At 39.2% G+C, this 17,846-nt stretch carries 20 protein-coding genes and 3 tRNA genes; 11 read left to right on the top strand and 12 right to left on the bottom strand.

Annotated features, from left to right (window positions below; genetic code table 11):
- Nucleotides 1–15 precede the first annotated feature (15 nt).
- Entirely contained in the window at nucleotides 16–294 is a 279-nt protein-coding gene (locus tag AC1M9N_RS03680; RefSeq protein ID WP_481595635.1) for a hypothetical protein, read from the top strand.
- A 30-nt stretch (nucleotides 295–324) separates the two neighbouring features.
- Here AC1M9N_RS03680 and AC1M9N_RS03675 read toward each other — a convergent pair whose 3' ends face one another.
- Together AC1M9N_RS03675 and AC1M9N_RS03670 are read right to left on the bottom strand one after the other, a co-directional pair.
- A complete protein-coding gene (locus AC1M9N_RS03675) occupies nucleotides 325–687 on the bottom strand; it encodes a hypothetical protein (RefSeq protein ID WP_481954285.1) in 363 nt (120 codons plus the stop codon).
- A gap of 48 nt (nucleotides 688–735) precedes the next feature.
- Nucleotides 736–1,239, bottom strand: a complete 504-nt coding sequence (locus AC1M9N_RS03670; protein ID WP_481954284.1) for a polysaccharide deacetylase family protein — start codon at nucleotides 1,237–1,239, stop codon at nucleotides 736–738.
- A 160-nt stretch (nucleotides 1,240–1,399) separates the two neighbouring features.
- Here AC1M9N_RS03670 and AC1M9N_RS03665 point away from each other — a divergent pair, with 160 nt between their 5' ends.
- The 4 genes from AC1M9N_RS03665 to AC1M9N_RS03650 all read left to right on the top strand — a co-directional run bounded on the left by AC1M9N_RS03665 (nucleotide 1,400) and on the right by AC1M9N_RS03650 (nucleotide 4,455).
- Entirely contained in the window at nucleotides 1,400–1,891 is a 492-nt protein-coding gene (locus AC1M9N_RS03665) for a chorismate--pyruvate lyase family protein (RefSeq protein ID WP_481954283.1), read from the top strand.
- A 10-nt stretch (nucleotides 1,892–1,901) separates the two neighbouring features.
- A complete protein-coding gene (gene ubiA, locus AC1M9N_RS03660) occupies nucleotides 1,902–2,780 on the top strand; it encodes a 4-hydroxybenzoate octaprenyltransferase (protein WP_481608280.1) in 879 nt (292 codons plus the stop codon).
- Nucleotides 2,781–2,888: 108 nt separating this feature from the next.
- Nucleotides 2,889–4,112 carry an alpha/beta hydrolase family protein gene (locus AC1M9N_RS03655; protein ID WP_481589694.1) on the top strand — a complete coding sequence of 408 codons (1,224 nt, stop codon included), beginning with the start codon at nucleotides 2,889–2,891 and terminating at the stop codon, nucleotides 4,110–4,112.
- A gap of 112 nt (nucleotides 4,113–4,224) precedes the next feature.
- The gene (locus tag AC1M9N_RS03650; RefSeq protein ID WP_051586562.1) at nucleotides 4,225–4,455 is read left to right on the top strand and encodes a hypothetical protein; all 231 of its coding nucleotides are present in this window, start codon (nucleotides 4,225–4,227) and stop codon (nucleotides 4,453–4,455) included.
- On the opposite strand, the gene AC1M9N_RS03645 is transcribed toward AC1M9N_RS03650, so the two are convergent.
- The 7 genes from AC1M9N_RS03645 to AC1M9N_RS03615 all read right to left on the bottom strand — a co-directional run bounded on the left by AC1M9N_RS03645 (nucleotide 4,452) and on the right by AC1M9N_RS03615 (nucleotide 7,411).
- Nucleotides 4,452–4,931 carry a DUF2726 domain-containing protein gene (locus AC1M9N_RS03645; protein ID WP_092765958.1) on the bottom strand — a complete coding sequence of 160 codons (480 nt, stop codon included), beginning with the start codon at nucleotides 4,929–4,931 and terminating at the stop codon, nucleotides 4,452–4,454. The genes AC1M9N_RS03650 and AC1M9N_RS03645 overlap by 4 nt on opposite strands.
- Nucleotides 4,932–4,972: 41 nt before the next feature.
- A tRNA-Asn gene (locus AC1M9N_RS03640) sits at nucleotides 4,973–5,048 on the bottom strand.
- A 106-nt stretch (nucleotides 5,049–5,154) separates the two neighbouring features.
- Nucleotides 5,155–5,457 (bottom strand): hypothetical protein, encoded by a 303-nt coding sequence (locus AC1M9N_RS03635; protein WP_481609372.1) that lies wholly within the window; start codon nucleotides 5,455–5,457, stop codon nucleotides 5,155–5,157.
- Between the two features lie 96 nt (nucleotides 5,458–5,553).
- Nucleotides 5,554–5,629: transfer RNA gene (locus AC1M9N_RS03630), tRNA-Asn, on the bottom strand.
- A 6-nt stretch (nucleotides 5,630–5,635) separates the two neighbouring features.
- Nucleotides 5,636–5,711 (bottom strand) — tRNA-Asn (locus AC1M9N_RS03625).
- Nucleotides 5,712–5,864: 153 nt separating this feature from the next.
- A complete protein-coding gene (locus tag AC1M9N_RS03620; RefSeq protein ID WP_092765960.1) occupies nucleotides 5,865–6,491 on the bottom strand; it encodes a superoxide dismutase in 627 nt (208 codons plus the stop codon).
- A 161-nt stretch (nucleotides 6,492–6,652) separates the two neighbouring features.
- On the bottom strand, nucleotides 6,653–7,411 hold the full coding sequence (locus tag AC1M9N_RS03615; RefSeq protein WP_481954282.1) for a Nif3-like dinuclear metal center hexameric protein: 759 nt from the start codon (nucleotides 7,409–7,411) through the stop codon (nucleotides 6,653–6,655).
- Between the two features lie 169 nt (nucleotides 7,412–7,580).
- On the opposite strand from AC1M9N_RS03615, the gene AC1M9N_RS03610 reads away from it, so the two are divergent.
- Entirely contained in the window at nucleotides 7,581–8,768 is a 1,188-nt protein-coding gene (locus AC1M9N_RS03610; protein ID WP_481954281.1) for a trypsin-like peptidase domain-containing protein, read from the top strand.
- Between the two features lie 234 nt (nucleotides 8,769–9,002).
- Here AC1M9N_RS03610 and AC1M9N_RS03605 read toward each other — a convergent pair whose 3' ends face one another.
- Nucleotides 9,003–10,007, bottom strand: a complete 1,005-nt coding sequence (locus tag AC1M9N_RS03605; protein WP_481954280.1) for a Tim44 domain-containing protein — start codon at nucleotides 10,005–10,007, stop codon at nucleotides 9,003–9,005.
- A gap of 131 nt (nucleotides 10,008–10,138) precedes the next feature.
- On the bottom strand, nucleotides 10,139–11,527 hold the full coding sequence (radA, locus tag AC1M9N_RS03600) for a DNA repair protein RadA (RefSeq protein WP_035267023.1): 1,389 nt from the start codon (nucleotides 11,525–11,527) through the stop codon (nucleotides 10,139–10,141).
- Between the two features lie 187 nt (nucleotides 11,528–11,714).
- Here radA and AC1M9N_RS03595 point away from each other — a divergent pair, with 187 nt between their 5' ends.
- Nucleotides 11,715–12,113, top strand: a complete 399-nt coding sequence (locus AC1M9N_RS03595) for a hypothetical protein (protein ID WP_481613687.1) — start codon at nucleotides 11,715–11,717, stop codon at nucleotides 12,111–12,113.
- Nucleotides 12,114–12,171: 58 nt separating this feature from the next.
- Here AC1M9N_RS03595 and AC1M9N_RS03590 read toward each other — a convergent pair whose 3' ends face one another.
- Nucleotides 12,172–13,530 carry an alanine/glycine:cation symporter family protein gene (locus AC1M9N_RS03590; protein ID WP_481613688.1) on the bottom strand — a complete coding sequence of 453 codons (1,359 nt, stop codon included), beginning with the start codon at nucleotides 13,528–13,530 and terminating at the stop codon, nucleotides 12,172–12,174.
- Nucleotides 13,531–13,852: 322 nt separating this feature from the next.
- Here AC1M9N_RS03590 and AC1M9N_RS03585 point away from each other — a divergent pair, with 322 nt between their 5' ends.
- From AC1M9N_RS03585 to dapF, 4 genes are all read left to right on the top strand, one after another.
- Nucleotides 13,853–15,250, top strand: a complete 1,398-nt coding sequence (locus tag AC1M9N_RS03585; RefSeq protein WP_481595626.1) for an amino acid permease — start codon at nucleotides 13,853–13,855, stop codon at nucleotides 15,248–15,250.
- Nucleotides 15,251–15,400: 150 nt separating this feature from the next.
- Nucleotides 15,401–15,595, top strand: a complete 195-nt coding sequence (gene lptM / locus AC1M9N_RS03580) for an LPS translocon maturation chaperone LptM (protein ID WP_092765967.1) — start codon at nucleotides 15,401–15,403, stop codon at nucleotides 15,593–15,595.
- A gap of 47 nt (nucleotides 15,596–15,642) precedes the next feature.
- A complete protein-coding gene (lysA, locus tag AC1M9N_RS03575; RefSeq protein WP_481591278.1) occupies nucleotides 15,643–16,887 on the top strand; it encodes a diaminopimelate decarboxylase in 1,245 nt (414 codons plus the stop codon).
- Between the two features lie 11 nt (nucleotides 16,888–16,898).
- The gene (gene dapF / locus AC1M9N_RS03570; protein WP_035267038.1) at nucleotides 16,899–17,741 is read left to right on the top strand and encodes a diaminopimelate epimerase; all 843 of its coding nucleotides are present in this window, start codon (nucleotides 16,899–16,901) and stop codon (nucleotides 17,739–17,741) included.
- The last annotated feature ends 105 nt before the right edge of the window (nucleotides 17,742–17,846 follow it).

Raw genomic sequence — 17,846 nt, 5'->3', positions numbered from 1 at the left:
TATGAGAAATATTTCATGGCAAAGCCACGTAAAAAGCACACGGGATTTTTTCCTTGGAATGATCCAAGTGACCACGAAAAAGGATTTAAGCTCAATTTTTCTGAAGTGACCTATTTGGAAGTTGGCAGAACCATGGAAGGCTATAAACAGGCACAATTTCTTGAACTGAGAAATCCTGATTTGGCTTTACAATTTGATTATCCAAATGAATTTTATATCAGTGCCGAAGGTTTTATTTTAGTAAAAACAGCACAAGGTAAATTTGAAGTGATTGCAAAATCAGACAATGCTTGAATGTGTTAGTCTGCGCCTAAAAAATAAGATTTATTCCTTGTGATCATCCAAGTCATATTTGAGTAAGTTTTCACGCTCATAAGGTGCATCCTCAGCAGGATATCTTAAACTTTCAATATTTTGGCTTTTGGCGATAGACCATATAACACTCTCCCCAGCGGGGATATTAGGGCTGAAATTCTGATATAGCGGATCAACATAAGCATCTGTTGCATTGATTATTGTCCACCCTTTGCTTTCTAAGGCTAAAATAATCTCGCCTAGAAACTGTCCATTAATCGCATTCGTGTGGAGTAACAATACATGCTGAGGAGAGCGTTGAAGGGTTTGCAATGCGAGTGAATCATAATATTCAGCTCGATCAAGAAGATGATCAATATAAGCACGCTTCAATCTTTTAATGTGTGACGTTTTTCCTGCTTTTAGATATGCTAGATATTTTTAATTATAAAACCAGTCACTTGCATCAATACTGACACCACCATGCTGGTAATGATTTTGTTTTAACCAGTTTTGGACTTGATCTCTTTTCGCAATATTATTACCTTCTTTTAGATAGGGATATCTAAAAATTTTCCTAAAGTTTTGTAAATCATGAAAAACCAATTCATTAATTTTAATGCTTTTGATGTAGTCTTTCGCCAAAACTTCAGGTTTATTTAAATTTTCGTGAAAAGCACTGTGATTGCCAACAATGTGTCCGTGTTTATCCCATTGACGTATTAAGTCTTTACCCGCATTGTCACCGATTTTGATGTAACTTGGGAAAATGATAGATTGAATATTTTTGTTTTTTAAATGCGCTAGTATTTGTTGATTAATGTGTGGAGCAGTAGGATCAATAGTTGGATTTAATCCATCATCAAAACTCAGTGCTAATTGACGAGCATGAGCTTGGGAAAGAAATAACAGTGATATAAATAAGTACAAGCTAAATTTAAGCATGTTTAATGAAGTTGTTTACGAATGAATGTTTATAGCATTTTTTTTGGGGGGTGCAGTATGAAATGTGTGAGTGTGATGCCTTAAACTAAACCATAGGTTTGGTGCATTCGTTCTAAAGCTTGGGTACACTTGAGAGTATAAAATAATGGTAGTCTGAAATATGCTTGAAAGCCGTCAATTTAATCATCAGGAAAAATTAATGTGTCCTGAGTTAAAAAAATGGTTGTACGCCTCAGGCTCACTTACCCAACAACTGACAGATTTAGCTGATGGAACATTCAAAGTTCAACGAATCCAAGAACGATTTCAACGTTTAAATTTTCATAATGCCAGCTGGATGGGTGTATCACATCAGCATACTTCTTGGGTTAGAGAGACTCATTTATTTGGTTCTGAGTGTGAACCGTGGGTAAAAGCGAAATCTATTTTCCCAATTACCAGCCTTCAAAAAAAAGCACGTCTCTTTCAACATATTGGAAATCAGCCTATAGGTCGATTCCTGTTCCAACGCACAGAACCGCAATGCCAACGTCGCGTGATCTTACTTGAGGATGGATGGACCAGACAGAGCTGTTATACTTGGCATGGCTGTAAATTTATTGTCCAAGAAACATTTTTACCAGCATTTGAACGTTTTATAAAAACTCATTGAGCTAGACTTTATGGCAACCGCACAAGCAATCACCTGGCGCGAGCGTTTAAGCGCTTATTACTATTTATGTCGTTTCGATAAGCCAATTGGTACTGAGTTAGTCCTGTGGCCCACCTTATGGGCGCTGTGGATTGCAGCTGGTGGAATACCTGATGTAGTGACACTGCTTGCCATCGTATGTGGCACTATATTTATGCGTGCAGCGGGATGTGCCATTAATGATTTTGCTGATCGTAAAGTGGATGCACACGTAGAAAGAACTAAAAATCGTCCATTAGCCACAGGTGTGATTTCGGCAAAAGAAGCAGTTTGGGTGTTTATCGCACTGGTTGCTGCAAGTGCTTGTACATTGTTCTTCCTGCCTATTGAAACTTTTTATTGTGCTTTAATTGGGCTGGTACTTGCTTTCATCTATCCATTTATGAAGCGCTATACGCATTTACCTCAAGTGGTACTGGGGATGGCATTCTCATGGGGTATACCGATGTCATTTACTGCAATGGGTAAGCCTTTGGATTGGACGTGTTGGCTACTTTATTTCGGTAATTTGGCTTGGACTGTGGCTTATGATACTCAATATGCAATTACGGATCGCGAATATGATTTAAAGATTGGGGTTAAGTCGACGGCTATTTTGTTTGGAAAAAATGATATTAAAATTATCAGTTTATTGCAGGCGATGAGTGTTATTTTAATTGGTACTGCACTATGGCTTGAACACATACTTGTCCCTTTTGGATTAATCGCATTAGTGCTCGTGGTAGGTGATTTCATCTATCAATGGACCAAAACACGTGATAAAGATCCGCAATGGTGCTTCTGGGCATTTAGACATAACCGATGGGTAGGGGTGATGATCTTTATGGGGATTTTTATTGCATTAATTTAATCTTAACATTAAATAAAAATAAACTAATTAAGCATCCTAGTCGGATGCTTTTTTTTATGTTTAATTAAAAGTACTCATGGAGAGTGATAATAATGAATGGAAAGAATTATGAAGAGTACAATTAAAAAAACGGTTATCGCAATGTGCTGTACGGCAGCATTACTCTTAACGGCTTGTAATAGTGATGATGATAAAAATATTTTTCAAGAAAAAGTGTTTGTTGCTGAGAAAGCTTATCAAAAAGATAGTCTAGAGCAAGCTTCCAAAATCCAAATTATGACTTATTTAATGCCGAATGTTCTGGGTCAGAAAACTAAGGCTACAGCAATGGTCATGTTTCCTAAGACTGCTCAGCCAGCAGCAGGATGGCCAGTAGTGGTATGGGCACATGGAACAACTGGTGTTGGAGACGAATGTGCACCAAGCAATAATGTACTCAATTCGAATTTTGAAATTTTAGCGAACAATCTTCTTAAAGAAGGTTATGTCATTGTAGCCCCTGATTATGAAGGTTTGGGGGTTAAAGGGATTCATCCTTATCTTCATCTATCTAGTGCTGCACAATCTGCGATTCATGCAATAAAGTCAGTTCACCAAGCATATCCATCACGATTAAATAAATCTTGGATGTCTGTCGGCCAATCCCAAGGTGGTCATGCATCATTAGGAATTGCACAATATGCCAATAATGATCCGTATTACAAAGGGGCTGTAGCGACTGCTCCAGCATCCAGTTTGGGTTACATTATTACCCAAGTCGCACCAAATGCCATTTCAGCGATAGAAAGTCAAAATAGAGATTTGGCAATCGCTATTTATTCAGAGCTATTAGCTTATGCTGCTTATACAGGTGTAGGGATTAAAGCATATGAACCTAGATTTTCATTAGCAACGATATTCCAATCTAGGTCTCAAGCTGTGGCAGAGAAAGCTGAGGGGTCGACTGGTGAAAATGGCCTATGCTTGATGCCATTAATTGATGAGTTTAGAAAAGACATTAAGACTTATTTGGAATCAAATTCAACACAAAAAGTAATGGACTATCCTGGGTTAAAGGTTGGCTTTGAAAATGATCCAGTGGTGAGTAGTTTTTTAAGTAATAATCAGCCTGGAACTCAAAAACTCATGAAACCGGTTTATGTGGTTCAAGGTGAAAATGACACCGCTGTCCCATATCAAGTAACACAACAATTAGTAAATCAGTTAAATGGATTGGGGACTCAACCTCCAATTGTATTAGATATTGTGGCAGGAGCATCGCATACACAAGCGATTGTTGAGAAAAATGATGAGGTTGTTGATTTTATTAAATCGTATTTACCGGTGCGCTAAACGTGACTATGTCAGCTAGGGTGTTGCATCCTAGTTGACACTTAAAGCTAAAGTTTTTTCTATGACTTTATTCTGTTATATTGCCTCGGACTCAATAACACAGGTTTTGTTGATGACTTCATCAAAAAAGAAATTCACCACTAAATTTATTTTATTGGCAAGTCTTGGTCCCCTTATCCCGTTGCTTATCATTGCGATCGCTTTTTTTGCAGTAAAGAGTGATGCAAAGAACAAAGCAGAGTACGATCGGTTACGTGCAGAACAAGCCGCGCGAATTGAAGCTAGAGAAAAACAAGAGCAGCTTGAGCAGAATGCTTCGTCTGTAGCAGAGCCTTTAAACTAATTATTTTTAGCAAGAATATCTTTTTTGAGGCTTTGAACACTTGGGATATCGTTATAGCGAAATACTCGATATCCTGCTTCATAAAACATTTGATCGCGTTCAGCATCTTCTTGTTCCTTACCAAGATGACTTGGATCATCGAGTTCGATAATGGCAATAACTTTAAGCTGATCATCCAGTAAGACAAAGTCAGTCACTTTTCGATTAAATTTAGCTCGAATCTTTAGACTGGGGTTTGTGATTAAAGCGCTAAAAGCGACTTGAGCAAGCACATGGTATTGCGGAAAACTCTCTTTTAATCTAAAAAACATTTTACTTTCAAATGCGGTAATAATGCGTTTGGGGTAAAAGCGTTGTGGCTTTTTAAATAATTGTTGAAAGATAATGGTGAGCAGGGCAAGGGTTGCAATAACACCAATAATTAAGAAAGTAATTTGACTGGATTGAAGCACAGGAATTCGTAAATAAAAGCACATATAAGAAAAAACCCACTCGATTGAGTGGGTTTTTAGAATCTTGGCTCTCCAACCTGGGCTCGAACCAGGGACCTGCGGATTAACAGTCCGTCGCTCTACCGACTGAGCTATTGGAGAATCTGGTACGCATTCTATGAGTCAAATGAAGAGAGGTCAAGCCTTAACATTGAAAAATATTAGAAATATGAATCAACTGATTTAAATTTAATCTAAGTGAAACGATCTATAGCTTTTTTAATAAATGGACATACTCTGCTTTGCTTTTCAGTGGATTCGCTTTACGACATAAACTCATAAGTTCCATCATGGTTTGTTGTGATGATTCCACATTTACCTCGTTTTGAATTTTTTTGATCAGGAGTGCGTGTTCAGGGGATAGTTCTGAAGTGCAGTGATACAAACGTTCATACATAAGTGCAGGGGCTACTTTATTATGTTCAGATTTCTGAGTGCATTGAAATATAAAGATGAGACTGCCAACAAGTAGAGACCAGAAAATCAGTGATTTAAGCCAAGGTGTATTCATTTTTAGACTTTTTTAGAAAATTAGAATAATTCTATAGCAAATCAAAAATTTAGGCATAAAAAAACCCAAGTCATTATGCTTGGGTTTTTAGAATCTTGGCTCTCCCACCTGGGCTCGAACCAGGGACCTGCGGATTAACAGTCCGTCGCTCTACCGACTGAGCTATGGGAGATTAGATTGGCTCTCCAACCTGGGCTCGAACCAGGGACCTGCGGATTAACAGTCCGTCGCTCTACCGACTGAGCTATTGGAGAATCTGATGCGCATTTTAGGGTTGAAATTACTAGTCGTCAACCAATTATTGTAAAGAAATGAATAGTTTGATTTATTAATACTCAAATTGATGTAAATAACAAAAAAACCATCCTAAAAGGATGGTTTTTTAAACGTAATAAGACGGTTAAATCTTATTTTTCTACGCCAGCTTCTTGACCAGCATATTTCGCGTTAGCGTAATCCCAGTTCACTAAGCTTTCTAAGAAAGTAGAAATATACTTAGGACGAGCGTTACGGAAGTCGATGTAGTAAGCATGTTCCCAAACATCGATCGTTAATACAGCTACTTTACCATGAGCAAGTGGAGTATCAGCATTTGAAGTTTTCATGATAGAAAGTTTACCATTTACTTCATCAGCAACTAACCAAGCCCAACCTGAACCGAATTGAGTTGTAGCAGCAGCAGCAAATTCTTCAGCAAATTTTTCGTAAGAACCGAAAGCTTCGTCAATTTTAGCAGCTAAAGCACCAGTCGCTTTACCACCACCGTTTTTAGCCATACAGTTCCAGTAGAATGTGTGGTTCCAAACTTGTGCTGCGTTGTTGAAGATACCCGCTTTAGAAGCATCACCAGCAGAAGCTTTGATGATTTCTTCAAGCGTTTTACCTTCAAGATCAGTACCTGCAATTAGGTTGTTTAAATTAACAACATAAGTATTGTGGTGTTTGTCGTGGTGGTATTCTAAAGTTTCTTTGCTGATGTGTGGAGCAAGATCTTCGTAACCGTACGGAAGAGCTGGTAAAGTAATCGTTGTCATGTTTTAAGTTCCTTGCATTGTGCTGGGTTTTACATCGAAGTGCACTTATTGTAATAGATTCTCACCATATTTTGCGCATTACTTATAAATAAGAATACAGAATAAAGCGTGAATTAATACGTATAAGCTCACTCCAATTTAAAACGCGTGGTTAAATCAATTTAAATAGGATTATTGAGTTCAACGTAATGATATTCAAGACCAAATTGTTCACAAATTGCTTGACCTAGTCGTTGAACACCATAACGTTCAGTCGCATGATGTCCACATGCGTAATAATGCACATCTAATTCTAAAGCTTGATAAAAGGTACGCTCACTAACTTCACCTGAAATATAAGCATCGCAATTTTGTTCGGCAGCTTTAGTGATAAAGTCTTGAGCACCGCCAGTACAAAATCCAACTTTTTGAATACTTGGTTTATCAGCCATCAAATGTATCGCATCATAATTAAGTTGTTGTGACACAAAAGCTTTGAACTCATCTGGTGTCATTGCATTTTTTAAATAGCCGATATTTCCAATGGGATGACGTTCACTCGGATCAAGTGCTTCAATTTGATCAAGATGAAGTAAATCTGCTATCGCAGCATTATTTCCCAAGCTAGGGTGGCTATCGAGAGGTAAATGATAAGCTAATAGTGAAATATCATGTTGAATGAGTGATTTAATTCGCTTGCCACGCATTCCTGTAATCGGAGATGGCTCACCTTTCCAAAAATAGCCATGGTGAACCAATAAAACATCAGCTTGCAGCTCGATTGCAGCATCAATGGCTGATAGAGAAGCCGATACAGCACAAACAATTCGCTTTACTTCTGTTTTGCCTTCGATTTGCAGACCATTAGGAGCGTAATCTTTAAATTCATTGGCTTTTAGGGTCTGATCACACCATTGGATAATGTCGTTTAGCTTTACCATAATGTTCTTAAGTCTGTGAAAATATAAAGATCAAAGCATATTTTTAATATTAACTAAAGCCGAACAAAACTATTTTCACAATTTTAGGTATATAAATTTTTTTTGATTACAATATGCTGTCATAAATACTTTTCTCATCAATAAATTAAAATTCTCAGAGGATATTAAAGTGCGCCGGTCCTTTACATGGTTACCATGGGTGTTACTCATCATTGTAATTATTAGTTTTGTCACGTGGCAAAAGCTAAATCAACCAAAGCCTCAAATAGCAGCTGATGGTTATAAAATGCCGGCTGAAAAAGTAGAACCTTTAGTGGATACGACACGTTCTGGGGGAGTGGTTTCATACAATGCTGCGGTAAAAGTTGCAGCACCTGCAGTCGTCAATATTTTTACAACACAAACTGTTAAAAAAATTGATCATCCGATTCTAAATGATCCTGTTTTTAGAGAATTTTTTGGTGGTCAATTACCAGAACGTTTTGGACAAGGACCAAATGAAAATAGTTTGGGTTCAGGGGTGATTGTTCGACCTGATGGTTATATTCTGACTAATAATCATGTGATTGCACAGGCTGATCAGATTATTGTGGCGTTGTATGATGGTCGTCGAGCAGAAGCCAAAGTGATTGGAACAGATCCTGACACTGATTTAGCAGTCATTAAAATCGAAATGGACAAACTACCAGTGCTTCCTTTCAAACTGAGTGGAAACGAGGTTGGAGATGTTGTACTCGCAATTGGTAATCCATTTGGCGTGGGGCAAACAGTCACGCAAGGGATCATATCTGCGACAGAGCGTTCGGGATTGGGTATAAATTTCTATGAAGATTTCATTCAAACCGATGCTGCTATTAATCCAGGAAACTCTGGGGGAGCACTCATTGATGTTGCTGGTAATTTGATTGGGATTAATACCGCAATATTCTCGCAATCGGGTGGTTCTTTGGGAATTGGTTTTGCTATTCCTGCTAAAGTCTGTCAGCAAGTTTTGAATTCAATATTAAAAGAAGGTAGAGTGATTCGTGGGTGGCTAGGTATTGGTTTGGCGAATCCGACGCAACTCGATGTATTACAGCCTCGTGAGAAGGGGGTAATTGTGAGCAGCGTCTATGAGTCTGGTCCTGCAGATAAAGCTAAGATTAAAGTTGGTGATCGGATCATGAAAGTAAATGATCAGGAGATCAATAATCCATCACAATTGATTAATTATGTTGCAATGCAATCACCGAATACCTCTGCGAAAATTGAGATTTTACGTGAAGGTAAGAGCATCAATACTGAAGTGATTATTGGTGAACGACCAGCTGAAACCAGCGATCGTAATAGCCAGTATATTCCATTACCTCGTCGTTAAATTAACAAGCCCCAGTAATGGGGCTTTTTTATAATTCTGAGATTCTATATTGTTTCAAACCTTTGAATAGATCTGAATAAATCTGCTACTTAGTGATTTAAATACGGTCATGCATTCCTAAGTGACGGTGAGATAGGGTTTTAATACATGCAGAATTGAATTCATTCAACAATGATTAAACAGTGTACGAAACAAAAAAAGCCAGTGGTTCACTGGCTTTTTAAAAGAATAAAATTAGCTTTCCTGTTGAATACCCGCAACCAACCAATCTTGACTAGAACCCGCTGGTTTAACGAAATGCCAGACTTCAGCAAACGGTTGTGGAAGGCTGTTTAAGTCTTCACTTACCGTACCCGTGAAACGAACGCTAACAACGTATTGACCATTTTCAGTTGCAGAATCAACAACCATAGCATTCAGATTTGAAAACTCAGCTACGTCTTGATCTTGGTTAGCCATGATATCGTTATACATCGATTGATAAAGATCAGGCGTCAAATAACGTTGAATCTCAGCAATATTACTTGCCGTATTCATTGATTGAATATGGTTGAAGCGTTGGCGTGCAATGCGTAAGAAAGCAGCTGGTTCAGTTCCGTCAGGTAGCTGACTTCCACTAGACATTGTTGCTGCATCAAAAGGAGCTTGTGGTGCTTGACCAAATGGCGCTTGAGATGCAGCTGTGCCACCGCCCACAGATTGACCAAAAATATTGGTATTGTCATTAGACACTGAAGGGCGAGGTGCAGCAGTTTGACCAAACGGTGCAGATTGTGGACCTGAACTGTTTGGTGCATAAGGGTTGTTAGCCGCTAATTTTTTTTTTGCTCCGAATTTACGGAAGATGAAGAACGCAGCAGCAGCAATAATCAACAACCATACCCAACTTGGGATACCACCATCTTCCTCAGGTTGTGCAGCAACTTCTGCTTGACTTGCTGGAACAGTATCATCATCTGCTAAAGCATTTGCTGCGACTGCACCAATTGCAGCACCAGCAACACCAGCAGCGACCATACCACCCACACCAGGACCAGACTTTTGAGGCGCAGTCGCTGGAGCAGCAGGTTGTTGGGCAGGAGTAGCTTGACGTGGTTGCTGATATGATTGGGTTGGAGCAGCAGAACGGCTCATACCATGGCTTTTACCACCACCAGCACGTTTTGCTTCTGCAAAAGGCGCTACCATGAGTGTCGCCATTAAAATACCCGCAACTAAACTACGCTGTCGAACTTCCATCTAAAATTCCTATTTTAAAAAGTTAATTTCACACTGTATTTATGCAGTCTTTTGGCTTAAATTTCAACTTAAACCTCAATTTTTTTCAGTATTCATACACAGTGTATAGTTAAATAAATTGATCAGCTGAATTAATGTTCATCCGCTAAGCTCATCGCTTCAGTTAAAGCTTCATGTAGACGGGCAACGGCGATAATGCGAACACCAGGAATATCCTTTTGTGGTGCATTCGCTCTAGGGACTATAATATATTTAAACCCGTGCTTAATTGCTTCCTTCAACCGTTCCTGCCCGTTAGGTACGGGACGAATCTCTCCCGATAATCCCACTTCGCCAAATACAGCCAATTGCTGAGGGAGTGCTTTTGCTCTCAAACTTGAAGCACAGGCCAATAAGACGGCGAGATCTGAACCTGTTTCAGTAATTTTTAAGCCACCAACAACATTCACATATACGTCTTGACCAGAAGTTTGAACACCACCATGACGGTGCATGACGGCGAGTAGCATATTCAAACGGTTTTGCTCAAGACCCAATGCAACACGGCGAGGTTGACCATGCGCGTCATCTACTAGGGCTTGCACTTCAACTAAGAGTGGACGTGTGCCTTCTCGACTAATCATGACGATAGAACCAGGAATCGCTTCATCATATCGGCTAAGAAAGATGGCTGAGGGATTGGCAACCTCTCTAAGCCCTTTATCAGTCATCCCAAAAACACCGAGTTCATTGACTGCACCAAAACGATTTTTAACAGCTCGAATCATTCGATAACGTGAATCAGATTGACCTTCAAAATAAAGTACGCAATCGACCATGTGTTCTAAAACACGAGGGCCAGCTAAAGCACCTTCTTTGGTCACATGACCCACAATAAATAAAGCTGTTCCGCTGTTCTTCGCAAAACGTGTCAGAAGGGCTGCAGATTCTCGAATTTGAGAAACGCCGCCTGGCGCAGACTGTAAAGTTTCAGTGTATAAAGTTTGAATCGAGTCTAAGATCGCGACAGCAGGTCGTTCATGCGCTAATACTTCGCAAATACGCTCTACGCACGTCTCAGCCATCACTTTTAATTGATCAGTTGGAAGATCCAAACGATTGGCACGTAATGCAACTTGAGATAAAGATTCCTCACCAGTGACATATAGGGCGGAACTTTTCGCAGCAGCCATATGGGTTGCCGTCTGCAAAAGAATTGTTGATTTACCAATACCAGGGTCACCACCGATCAGTACAACTGAACCAGTAACAAGCCCTCCGCCTAAAACGCGATCAAATTCTCCAATCCCTGTTGCTAAACGTGTTTCGTGAGAAACTGAAACTTGATTCAAAGTAGTGATTGATGCTGCTTGACCAGCATAACCGCCTGCAATTTTTGGATTTGCGCGATGCGTAATCGCTGGGGCAATGGTGACTTCAACTAAACTGTTCCATTCTCCGCATTCTGAGCATTGACCTGCCCATTTAGGATGATCTGCGCCACATTGTTCACAGCGATATACACTTTTTGCTTTAGCCATAACTTGATATAGGTTTTGTGATTTTCTATATGCTGAGCATACTGAGTAAAGGTCGCGAAAACAAAAAAATATTGATCAAATTTAAAAACAATAAGACAAGTCATGACGTGTGCTTTAACGAGATATTGAATTAAAGCGATCATGAATTAATTTATACTCATATCAAGAATCGACTGAGTTATTTGATATGCGCTTGTACGCCCAACATATTGATGCCATCGCACGTGAAATACAGCGTGATGTGCTGTTTATTCATTTTGAGAATTACACGGATGATCAGAATGAGGAAGAAAATATTCGAGATCTTGTGATTACATGGCTTGAACAACATGAAATTGAATTTGAGCCATGTCTAGGTTTGTCAGGTGAGGATGAAATTGATAGCTATCTGGGTGACCTATATCTAGATATTCCTTTTGATGAGCAAAATAAGCAGTATCAGCTGGTTAAAAATTATCTTGAAGATGAACAAGGCAATATGAAAATTGAACATGTTCTATTTTTTGTATTGAGCTTAGAGGTTGCGGAAGAAATTGCAAAGGATCAAGAGGAAAAACAAAATTTGAATGATCAGAAATTTTCGTGAAAAGATAAAAAAGCCTCATCAATGAGGCTTTTTTATTGGTTTAATTCTATTAATTTGTTTAATAAAGCTCACCAGATTTTCGACGTTCAATAAAGTCTTTAGATTCTTTTGCAATGACTCCAGAAAGTAATAATAAGGCAATTAAGTTTGGTGCTGCCATTAAACCATTGAAGGTGTCTGCGAAAAGCCAAACTAAATCAAGTGTGACGAGACAGCCTACAAATACCGAAGCAATATAAATGAGACGATAGATAAATACTGACTTTTCACCCAGTAAATAGGTGCAACATTTTTCACCGTAATAACTCCAACCTAAAATAGTTGAATAAGCAAAAAAGATGATTCCGAACGTAACAACCCAGCCCCCAAATCCTGGTAGTAATTTGTCAAAAACACTAATGGTCAAAACAGCCCCAGTTTGATCACCAAATGTTTGTCCTGCCATGATGAAACCCATAACAAGAACAATACCCGTAATTGAGCACACAATAATCGTATCAATGAATGTACCTGTCATTGAAACTAGGCCTTGACGGGCAGGGTGATCAGTTTTAGCTGCTGCCGCTGCAATTGGAGCAGAGCCCATACCAGCTTCGTTTGAAAATACACCACGGGCAACACCGTAACGAATCGCTGCACCGATGGCTCCACCTGCTGCTGCCTCGCCTGTAAAAGCATAGGTGATAATCATTTTAAGAGCTGGTAATACCAATTCTAAATTATTCAAAATAATAATTAAGCCGCCGATGATATAACCCAGGGCCATGACAGGAACAATAATTGAGGATGCTTTCGAAATAGATTTGATGCCACCTAAAATCACCAAAGCAGATAAAATCGTAATAATGATGGCAGTGGTGAGCGTGCTTATACCCAAACTATTTTCTACTGCTAATGCCACTGTGTTTGATTGAACTGAGCTACCAATACCAAAGGATGCCAATGTACCAAATAATGCGAAGAGGACAGCGAGCCACTTCCATTTTGCACCAAGTCCTCGTTCAATGTAGTACATTGGACCACCAGACATTTCACCTTTTTCATTTTTTACACGATATTTGACTGCCAGAACACCTTCACCGTATTTGGTTGCCATACCGAAAAATGCAGTCATCCACATCCAGAAGACAGCACCTGGACCACCCAGCACACAAGCTGTCGCTACCCCTGCGATGTTACCTGTACCAATCGTGGCTGAAAGTGCAGTCATGAGTGAGGCAAACTGTGAGATATCTCCCGAGTCTTTTTTATCGGGGTGTTTCCCAAACACTTGTTTGAATGCTAATGGAAGCATCCTGAATTGCCAAAAAAGTAGACGGAATGTTAAGAAAACACCTGTCCCAACAATCAGCACCAGCATATAAGGTCCCCAGACTAAGCCGCTGAGTGTTTCCATGATTGATTGTATTTCTTGCATAAATTACCTTCTTATTTTCCTGATTGTTTTTTACATGCATGATCAAGCAAGGGATATGCCATACTTTTGTGCGATCAAACACATCATTCCTTTTGATTATTTTTTGCACTTATATTTTTTACATATAACAACAAGATTTTCAATATTTTACTCAAAATAAGATAAATAAATATGATGAATAATTGATCATTCTGGTGATATATAAGAAAAATGAATTAATACTTTAAACTAATTAGAAAATATTGATCGTGCTAATTTTCTTTTTGAAATCTGATTTTTTTCAGTTAAGTTGTGCCGATTAATATATTTGGTGAATTTGAAAATGTCAGATCAAAATATAAATTCGCCTCAGCAAAATGGTGAATTACAACGAAGTCTATCCAATCGACATTTGCAGTTAATTGCAATTGGAGGCGCAATTGGAACAGGTTTGTTCATGGGCTCTGGGAAAACAATTAGCCTAGCTGGTCCTTCAATTCTTGTAATTTACATGATCATCGGTTTCATGGTTTTTTTAGTGATGCGAGCACTAGGCGAATTGTTGCTTTCAAATTTGCAATATAAGTCGTTTATAGATTTCGCCACGGATTTAATTGGACCATGGGCAGGTTACTTTGTGGGCTGGACCTACTGGCTGTGTTGGATCACCATCGGTATTGCAGATTTATCGGCGATCATTTATTACCTTCAGTTCTTCAATAATGGGATGCCTTTTAGCCCTGAAGAAGGGGTAATGATTAGCATCGCTGCAATCGTATTTATTATGGGATTGAATCTTGTTACAGTGAAACTGTTTGGTGAATTAGAATTCTGGTTTGCTTTAATCAAGATTATCGCAATTGTGGTTTTAATTGGCGTTGGCTTTTGGATGATATTTACAGGTTTCACTTCTACATCAGGTGAAATCGCAGCATTTAGCAATATTTGGTCAAACGGCGGGATCTTCCCAACAGGTGCAATCGGTTTCTTGGCAGGCTTCCAAATCGCAATTTTTGCTTTTGTGGGTGTAGAACTGGTGGGTACAACCGCAGCTGAAACTAAAGATCCTGAAACGAACTTGCCGAAAGCTGTCAACTCGATTCCTATTCGAATCATTATTTTCTATGTTTTGTCGTTGCTGGTGGTGATGTCGGTTACACCATGGAATAAGATTGATCCGAATATTTCCCCATTTGTAAACTTGTTTAGTCAAGCAGGTATTGCAGCCGCTGCTATTATTATGAATTTGGTTGTATTGTCTTCAGTGATGTCATCGATGAACAGTGGCGTATTCTCAACCAGCCGCATGCTGTTTGGCTTGTCGCGCGAGACTCAAGCTCCTGAAGCTTTTGGAAGACTGAATAAGCGAGCTGTGCCAGCGAATGCCTTGTATTTCTCAGCAGTATGTTTGTTACTAGGGGCAGCACTGCAATACTTCGTACCGAATACGGTGGAAGCATTTACTTTAGCGACAACACTTTCCACCATTTTATTTATTTGTGTATGGTTGATGATTATTTGGAGTTATGTGGTGTATTACAAAACACGCCCAGAACTTCATGCCAAATCGAAATTTAAACTACCAGGTGGATTGGTGACATGTGCGATTGTTGCTATATTCTTTATTGGCATGATTGGAGTATTGGCTTTAGAAGATGATACTCGCCGTGCATTGATGGTGAGCCCGATTTGGTTTGTTATTCTGATCATTGGTTATTTTGGTTTTTATAAGAAAAAATAAAAACTTATAAATGATTTGCAATTTAGGTCAAAAGAAACGTCAGTAATTACTGGCGTTTTTTTATTTCTGTTATTAATCTGTTGCGTTAAATACTTTGGTGAATTAGATGATCAAGGTATACTTCTATAAATTTTACTGATAGGTGTAGGTATGCGTATTTTGATCGGAGTTATCAGTGCAGCCGTTGTTTCAATCTTGGCTGGATGTGGTCAGACTGGTGCATTACAACTACCCAGTGATCCAAACTATGACAAGCGAGCACAATATTTAATTTATAAAAACAATGATCGCCCAAGTCAGGATCAAGCTGAACCTAAAGCAGATGCTGCACCTACTCAAGATTAATATTCATTTATTTTTTTTCTCCAGCGCAATTTAGAAAGGATACATCCATGAGTTTCCCTCGCATTCAAGGGGTTTTGCACGCAGAACAATGTTCATTGGATCAACTTGCTCAGCAATTTGGTACACCACTTTATGTTTATTCAAAAGCAACTTTTGAAAAACATTATTTGGATATGGATCGTGCTTTTAACTTTATCGATCACCAAATTTGTTTTGCAGTGAAGTCAAACTCAAATATCGCAGTTCTTAATGTGTTGGCGAAACTTGGTTGCGGTTTTGATATCGTGACTGGAGGTGAATTAGCACGTGTTTTACGCGCAGGTGGTGACGCTTCTAAAATTGTCTTCTCTGGTTTGGGCAAGTCTGAAGCTGACATTCGTCAAGCATTAGAAGTGGGTATTGCTTGTTTTAATGTGGAATCATATGCAGAGCTTGACCGTATTCAAAAAGTTGCAGCAGAACTTAATGTAAAAGCTCCAATTTCACTTCGGGTAAATCCAGATGTTGATGCCAAAACACATCCATATATCTCGACTGGTCTTAAAGAAAATAAATTTGGTATTCCTTCTGATTCGGTATATGAAACTTATCAGTATGCAGCAAGTTTAAGTCACTTAGATATCGTAGGAATTGATTGTCATATTGGTTCACAATTGACTGAAACTCAACCTTTTGTTGATGCACTTGATCGTGTCATGAACATGATTGAAGCATTGAAAAAATTAGGGATCAACCTCAAACATATTGATATTGGTGGTGGTCTTGGTGTGACTTATAAAGATGAAGTTCCACCGACAGTTGAAGAATATGCAAATGCTTTACGTCCTGCATTAGAAAAACTTGGCCTTAAAGTGTATATGGAGCCAGGGCGTAGTATTTCGGCGAATGCTGGCGTATTGGTGACGAAAGTTGATCTTTTAAAACCAACCAATCATCGCAATTTTGCAATTGTTGATGCAGCAATGAATGACTTGATTCGTCCTTCTTTGTACGAAGCTTGGATGGATATCCAAGAGGTTAATCAAAATTCGAAAACTGAGAAAAAAGTTTGGGATGTGGTTGGTGCGATCTGTGAAACAGGTGACTTCCTCGGTAAAGAGCGTGAACTTGCGATTCAAGCGAACGATCATTTGGCCGTTTTAGGTGCAGGTGCCTATGGTTTTGTGATGAGTTCAAATTACAACAGCCGAGGTCGTGCAGCAGAGGTGATGGTTGACGGTGATCAAGCACACTTAATACGTCAACGTGAAACGATTGAGTCTCTGTGGGAACGTGAGTCCTTATTGCCTTAAGGAGACAATAGATGTTGCTAGAATTTACTAAAATGCATGGTCTGGGTAATGACTTCATGGTGGTTGATTTAATCAGCCAACGTGCTTATCTAGATCCTGTCATGATTCGCCGTTTGGCTGACCGTAATTTTGGCATCGGTTTTGATCAGTTATTAATAGTTGAAACACCAGATCATCCGAATGTGGATTTCAAATATCGCATTTTTAATGCGGATGGTTCTGAAGTTGAGCAATGTGGTAATGGGGTTCGTTGTTTTGCCAAATTTGTTCATGATCGTCATTTAACCAATAAAACTAAATTCAAAGTGCAAACAAAGGCGGGGATTGTCGAGCCTGAGTTGGGTGCGAATGGATGGGTTCGTGTGAACATGGGGTATCCGAAGTTCTTACCGAACCAAATCCCATTTTTAGCAGAAGCGCCTGCTGCTTTATATGATTTAGCTTTAGCGGATAATGAGACGATCAGCATCGATGTGGTCAATATGGGAAATCCGCATGCAGTGACCATTGTGCCAGACGTGTTAACTGCTGATGTTGCTAAAATAGGCCCTCAAGTGGAATCTCACGAACGTTTTCCTGAGCGTGTAAATGCTGGATTTATGCAGATCGTTGATGAAAAACATGCTCGATTACGAGTTTTTGAACGTGGTGTGGGAGAAACATTAGCTTGTGGTACAGGTGCATGTGCTGCTGCTGTCTCAGGTATGCGCCGTGGTTTATTGTCTAGCAATGTGGAAATCGAACTTGCCGGCGGTAAATTGCTGATTGAATGGAAAGAGGGAGATGTGGTTTGGATGACTGGTCCAACTGCAACGGTTTATGAAGGTCGTTTGGATCTACGTTATTTTCAATAAAACTTATTTCCTGACTAAAAAGCCCTGAAATTCAGGGCTTTTTACTTTATGATTTGTTGGAATGCCCACGAGTATTGATGATTAGACATCGATTCAATAGAGAGA

It is taken from the genome of Acinetobacter sp. ANC_7655 (genome assembly GCF_056784015.1).
Note: the sequence above shows the minus strand (reverse complement) of the source record. Positions and strands in the feature narration are given on the sequence as shown.

Coding starts and splice junctions, on each gene's coding strand:
- AC1M9N_RS03650 (WP_051586562.1), top strand. CDS start 4,225: ATGACTTCATCAAAAAAGAAATTCACCACTAAATTTATTTTATTGGCA.
- AC1M9N_RS03590 (WP_481613688.1), bottom strand. CDS start 13,530: ATGCAAGAAATACAATCAATCATGGAAACACTCAGCGGCTTAGTCTGG.
- lptM (WP_092765967.1), top strand. CDS start 15,401: ATGCGTATTTTGATCGGAGTTATCAGTGCAGCCGTTGTTTCAATCTTG.
- radA (WP_035267023.1), bottom strand. CDS start 11,527: ATGGCTAAAGCAAAAAGTGTATATCGCTGTGAACAATGTGGCGCAGAT.
- AC1M9N_RS03635 (WP_481609372.1), bottom strand. CDS start 5,457: ATGAATACACCTTGGCTTAAATCACTGATTTTCTGGTCTCTACTTGTT.
- AC1M9N_RS03680 (WP_481595635.1), top strand. CDS start 16: ATGGCAAAGCCACGTAAAAAGCACACGGGATTTTTTCCTTGGAATGAT.
- AC1M9N_RS03605 (WP_481954280.1), bottom strand. CDS start 10,007: ATGGAAGTTCGACAGCGTAGTTTAGTTGCGGGTATTTTAATGGCGACA.
- lysA (WP_481591278.1), top strand. CDS start 15,643: ATGAGTTTCCCTCGCATTCAAGGGGTTTTGCACGCAGAACAATGTTCA.
- dapF (WP_035267038.1), top strand. CDS start 16,899: ATGTTGCTAGAATTTACTAAAATGCATGGTCTGGGTAATGACTTCATG.
- AC1M9N_RS03665 (WP_481954283.1), top strand. CDS start 1,400: ATGCTTGAAAGCCGTCAATTTAATCATCAGGAAAAATTAATGTGTCCT.
- AC1M9N_RS03615 (WP_481954282.1), bottom strand. CDS start 7,411: ATGGTAAAGCTAAACGACATTATCCAATGGTGTGATCAGACCCTAAAA.
- ubiA (WP_481608280.1), top strand. CDS start 1,902: ATGGCAACCGCACAAGCAATCACCTGGCGCGAGCGTTTAAGCGCTTAT.
- AC1M9N_RS03620 (WP_092765960.1), bottom strand. CDS start 6,491: ATGACAACGATTACTTTACCAGCTCTTCCGTACGGTTACGAAGATCTT.
- AC1M9N_RS03670 (WP_481954284.1), bottom strand. CDS start 1,239: ATGCTTAAATTTAGCTTGTACTTATTTATATCACTGTTATTTCTTTCC.
- AC1M9N_RS03655 (WP_481589694.1), top strand. CDS start 2,889: ATGAAGAGTACAATTAAAAAAACGGTTATCGCAATGTGCTGTACGGCA.
- AC1M9N_RS03595 (WP_481613687.1), top strand. CDS start 11,715: ATGCGCTTGTACGCCCAACATATTGATGCCATCGCACGTGAAATACAG.
- AC1M9N_RS03585 (WP_481595626.1), top strand. CDS start 13,853: ATGTCAGATCAAAATATAAATTCGCCTCAGCAAAATGGTGAATTACAA.
- AC1M9N_RS03645 (WP_092765958.1), bottom strand. CDS start 4,931: ATGTGCTTTTATTTACGAATTCCTGTGCTTCAATCCAGTCAAATTACT.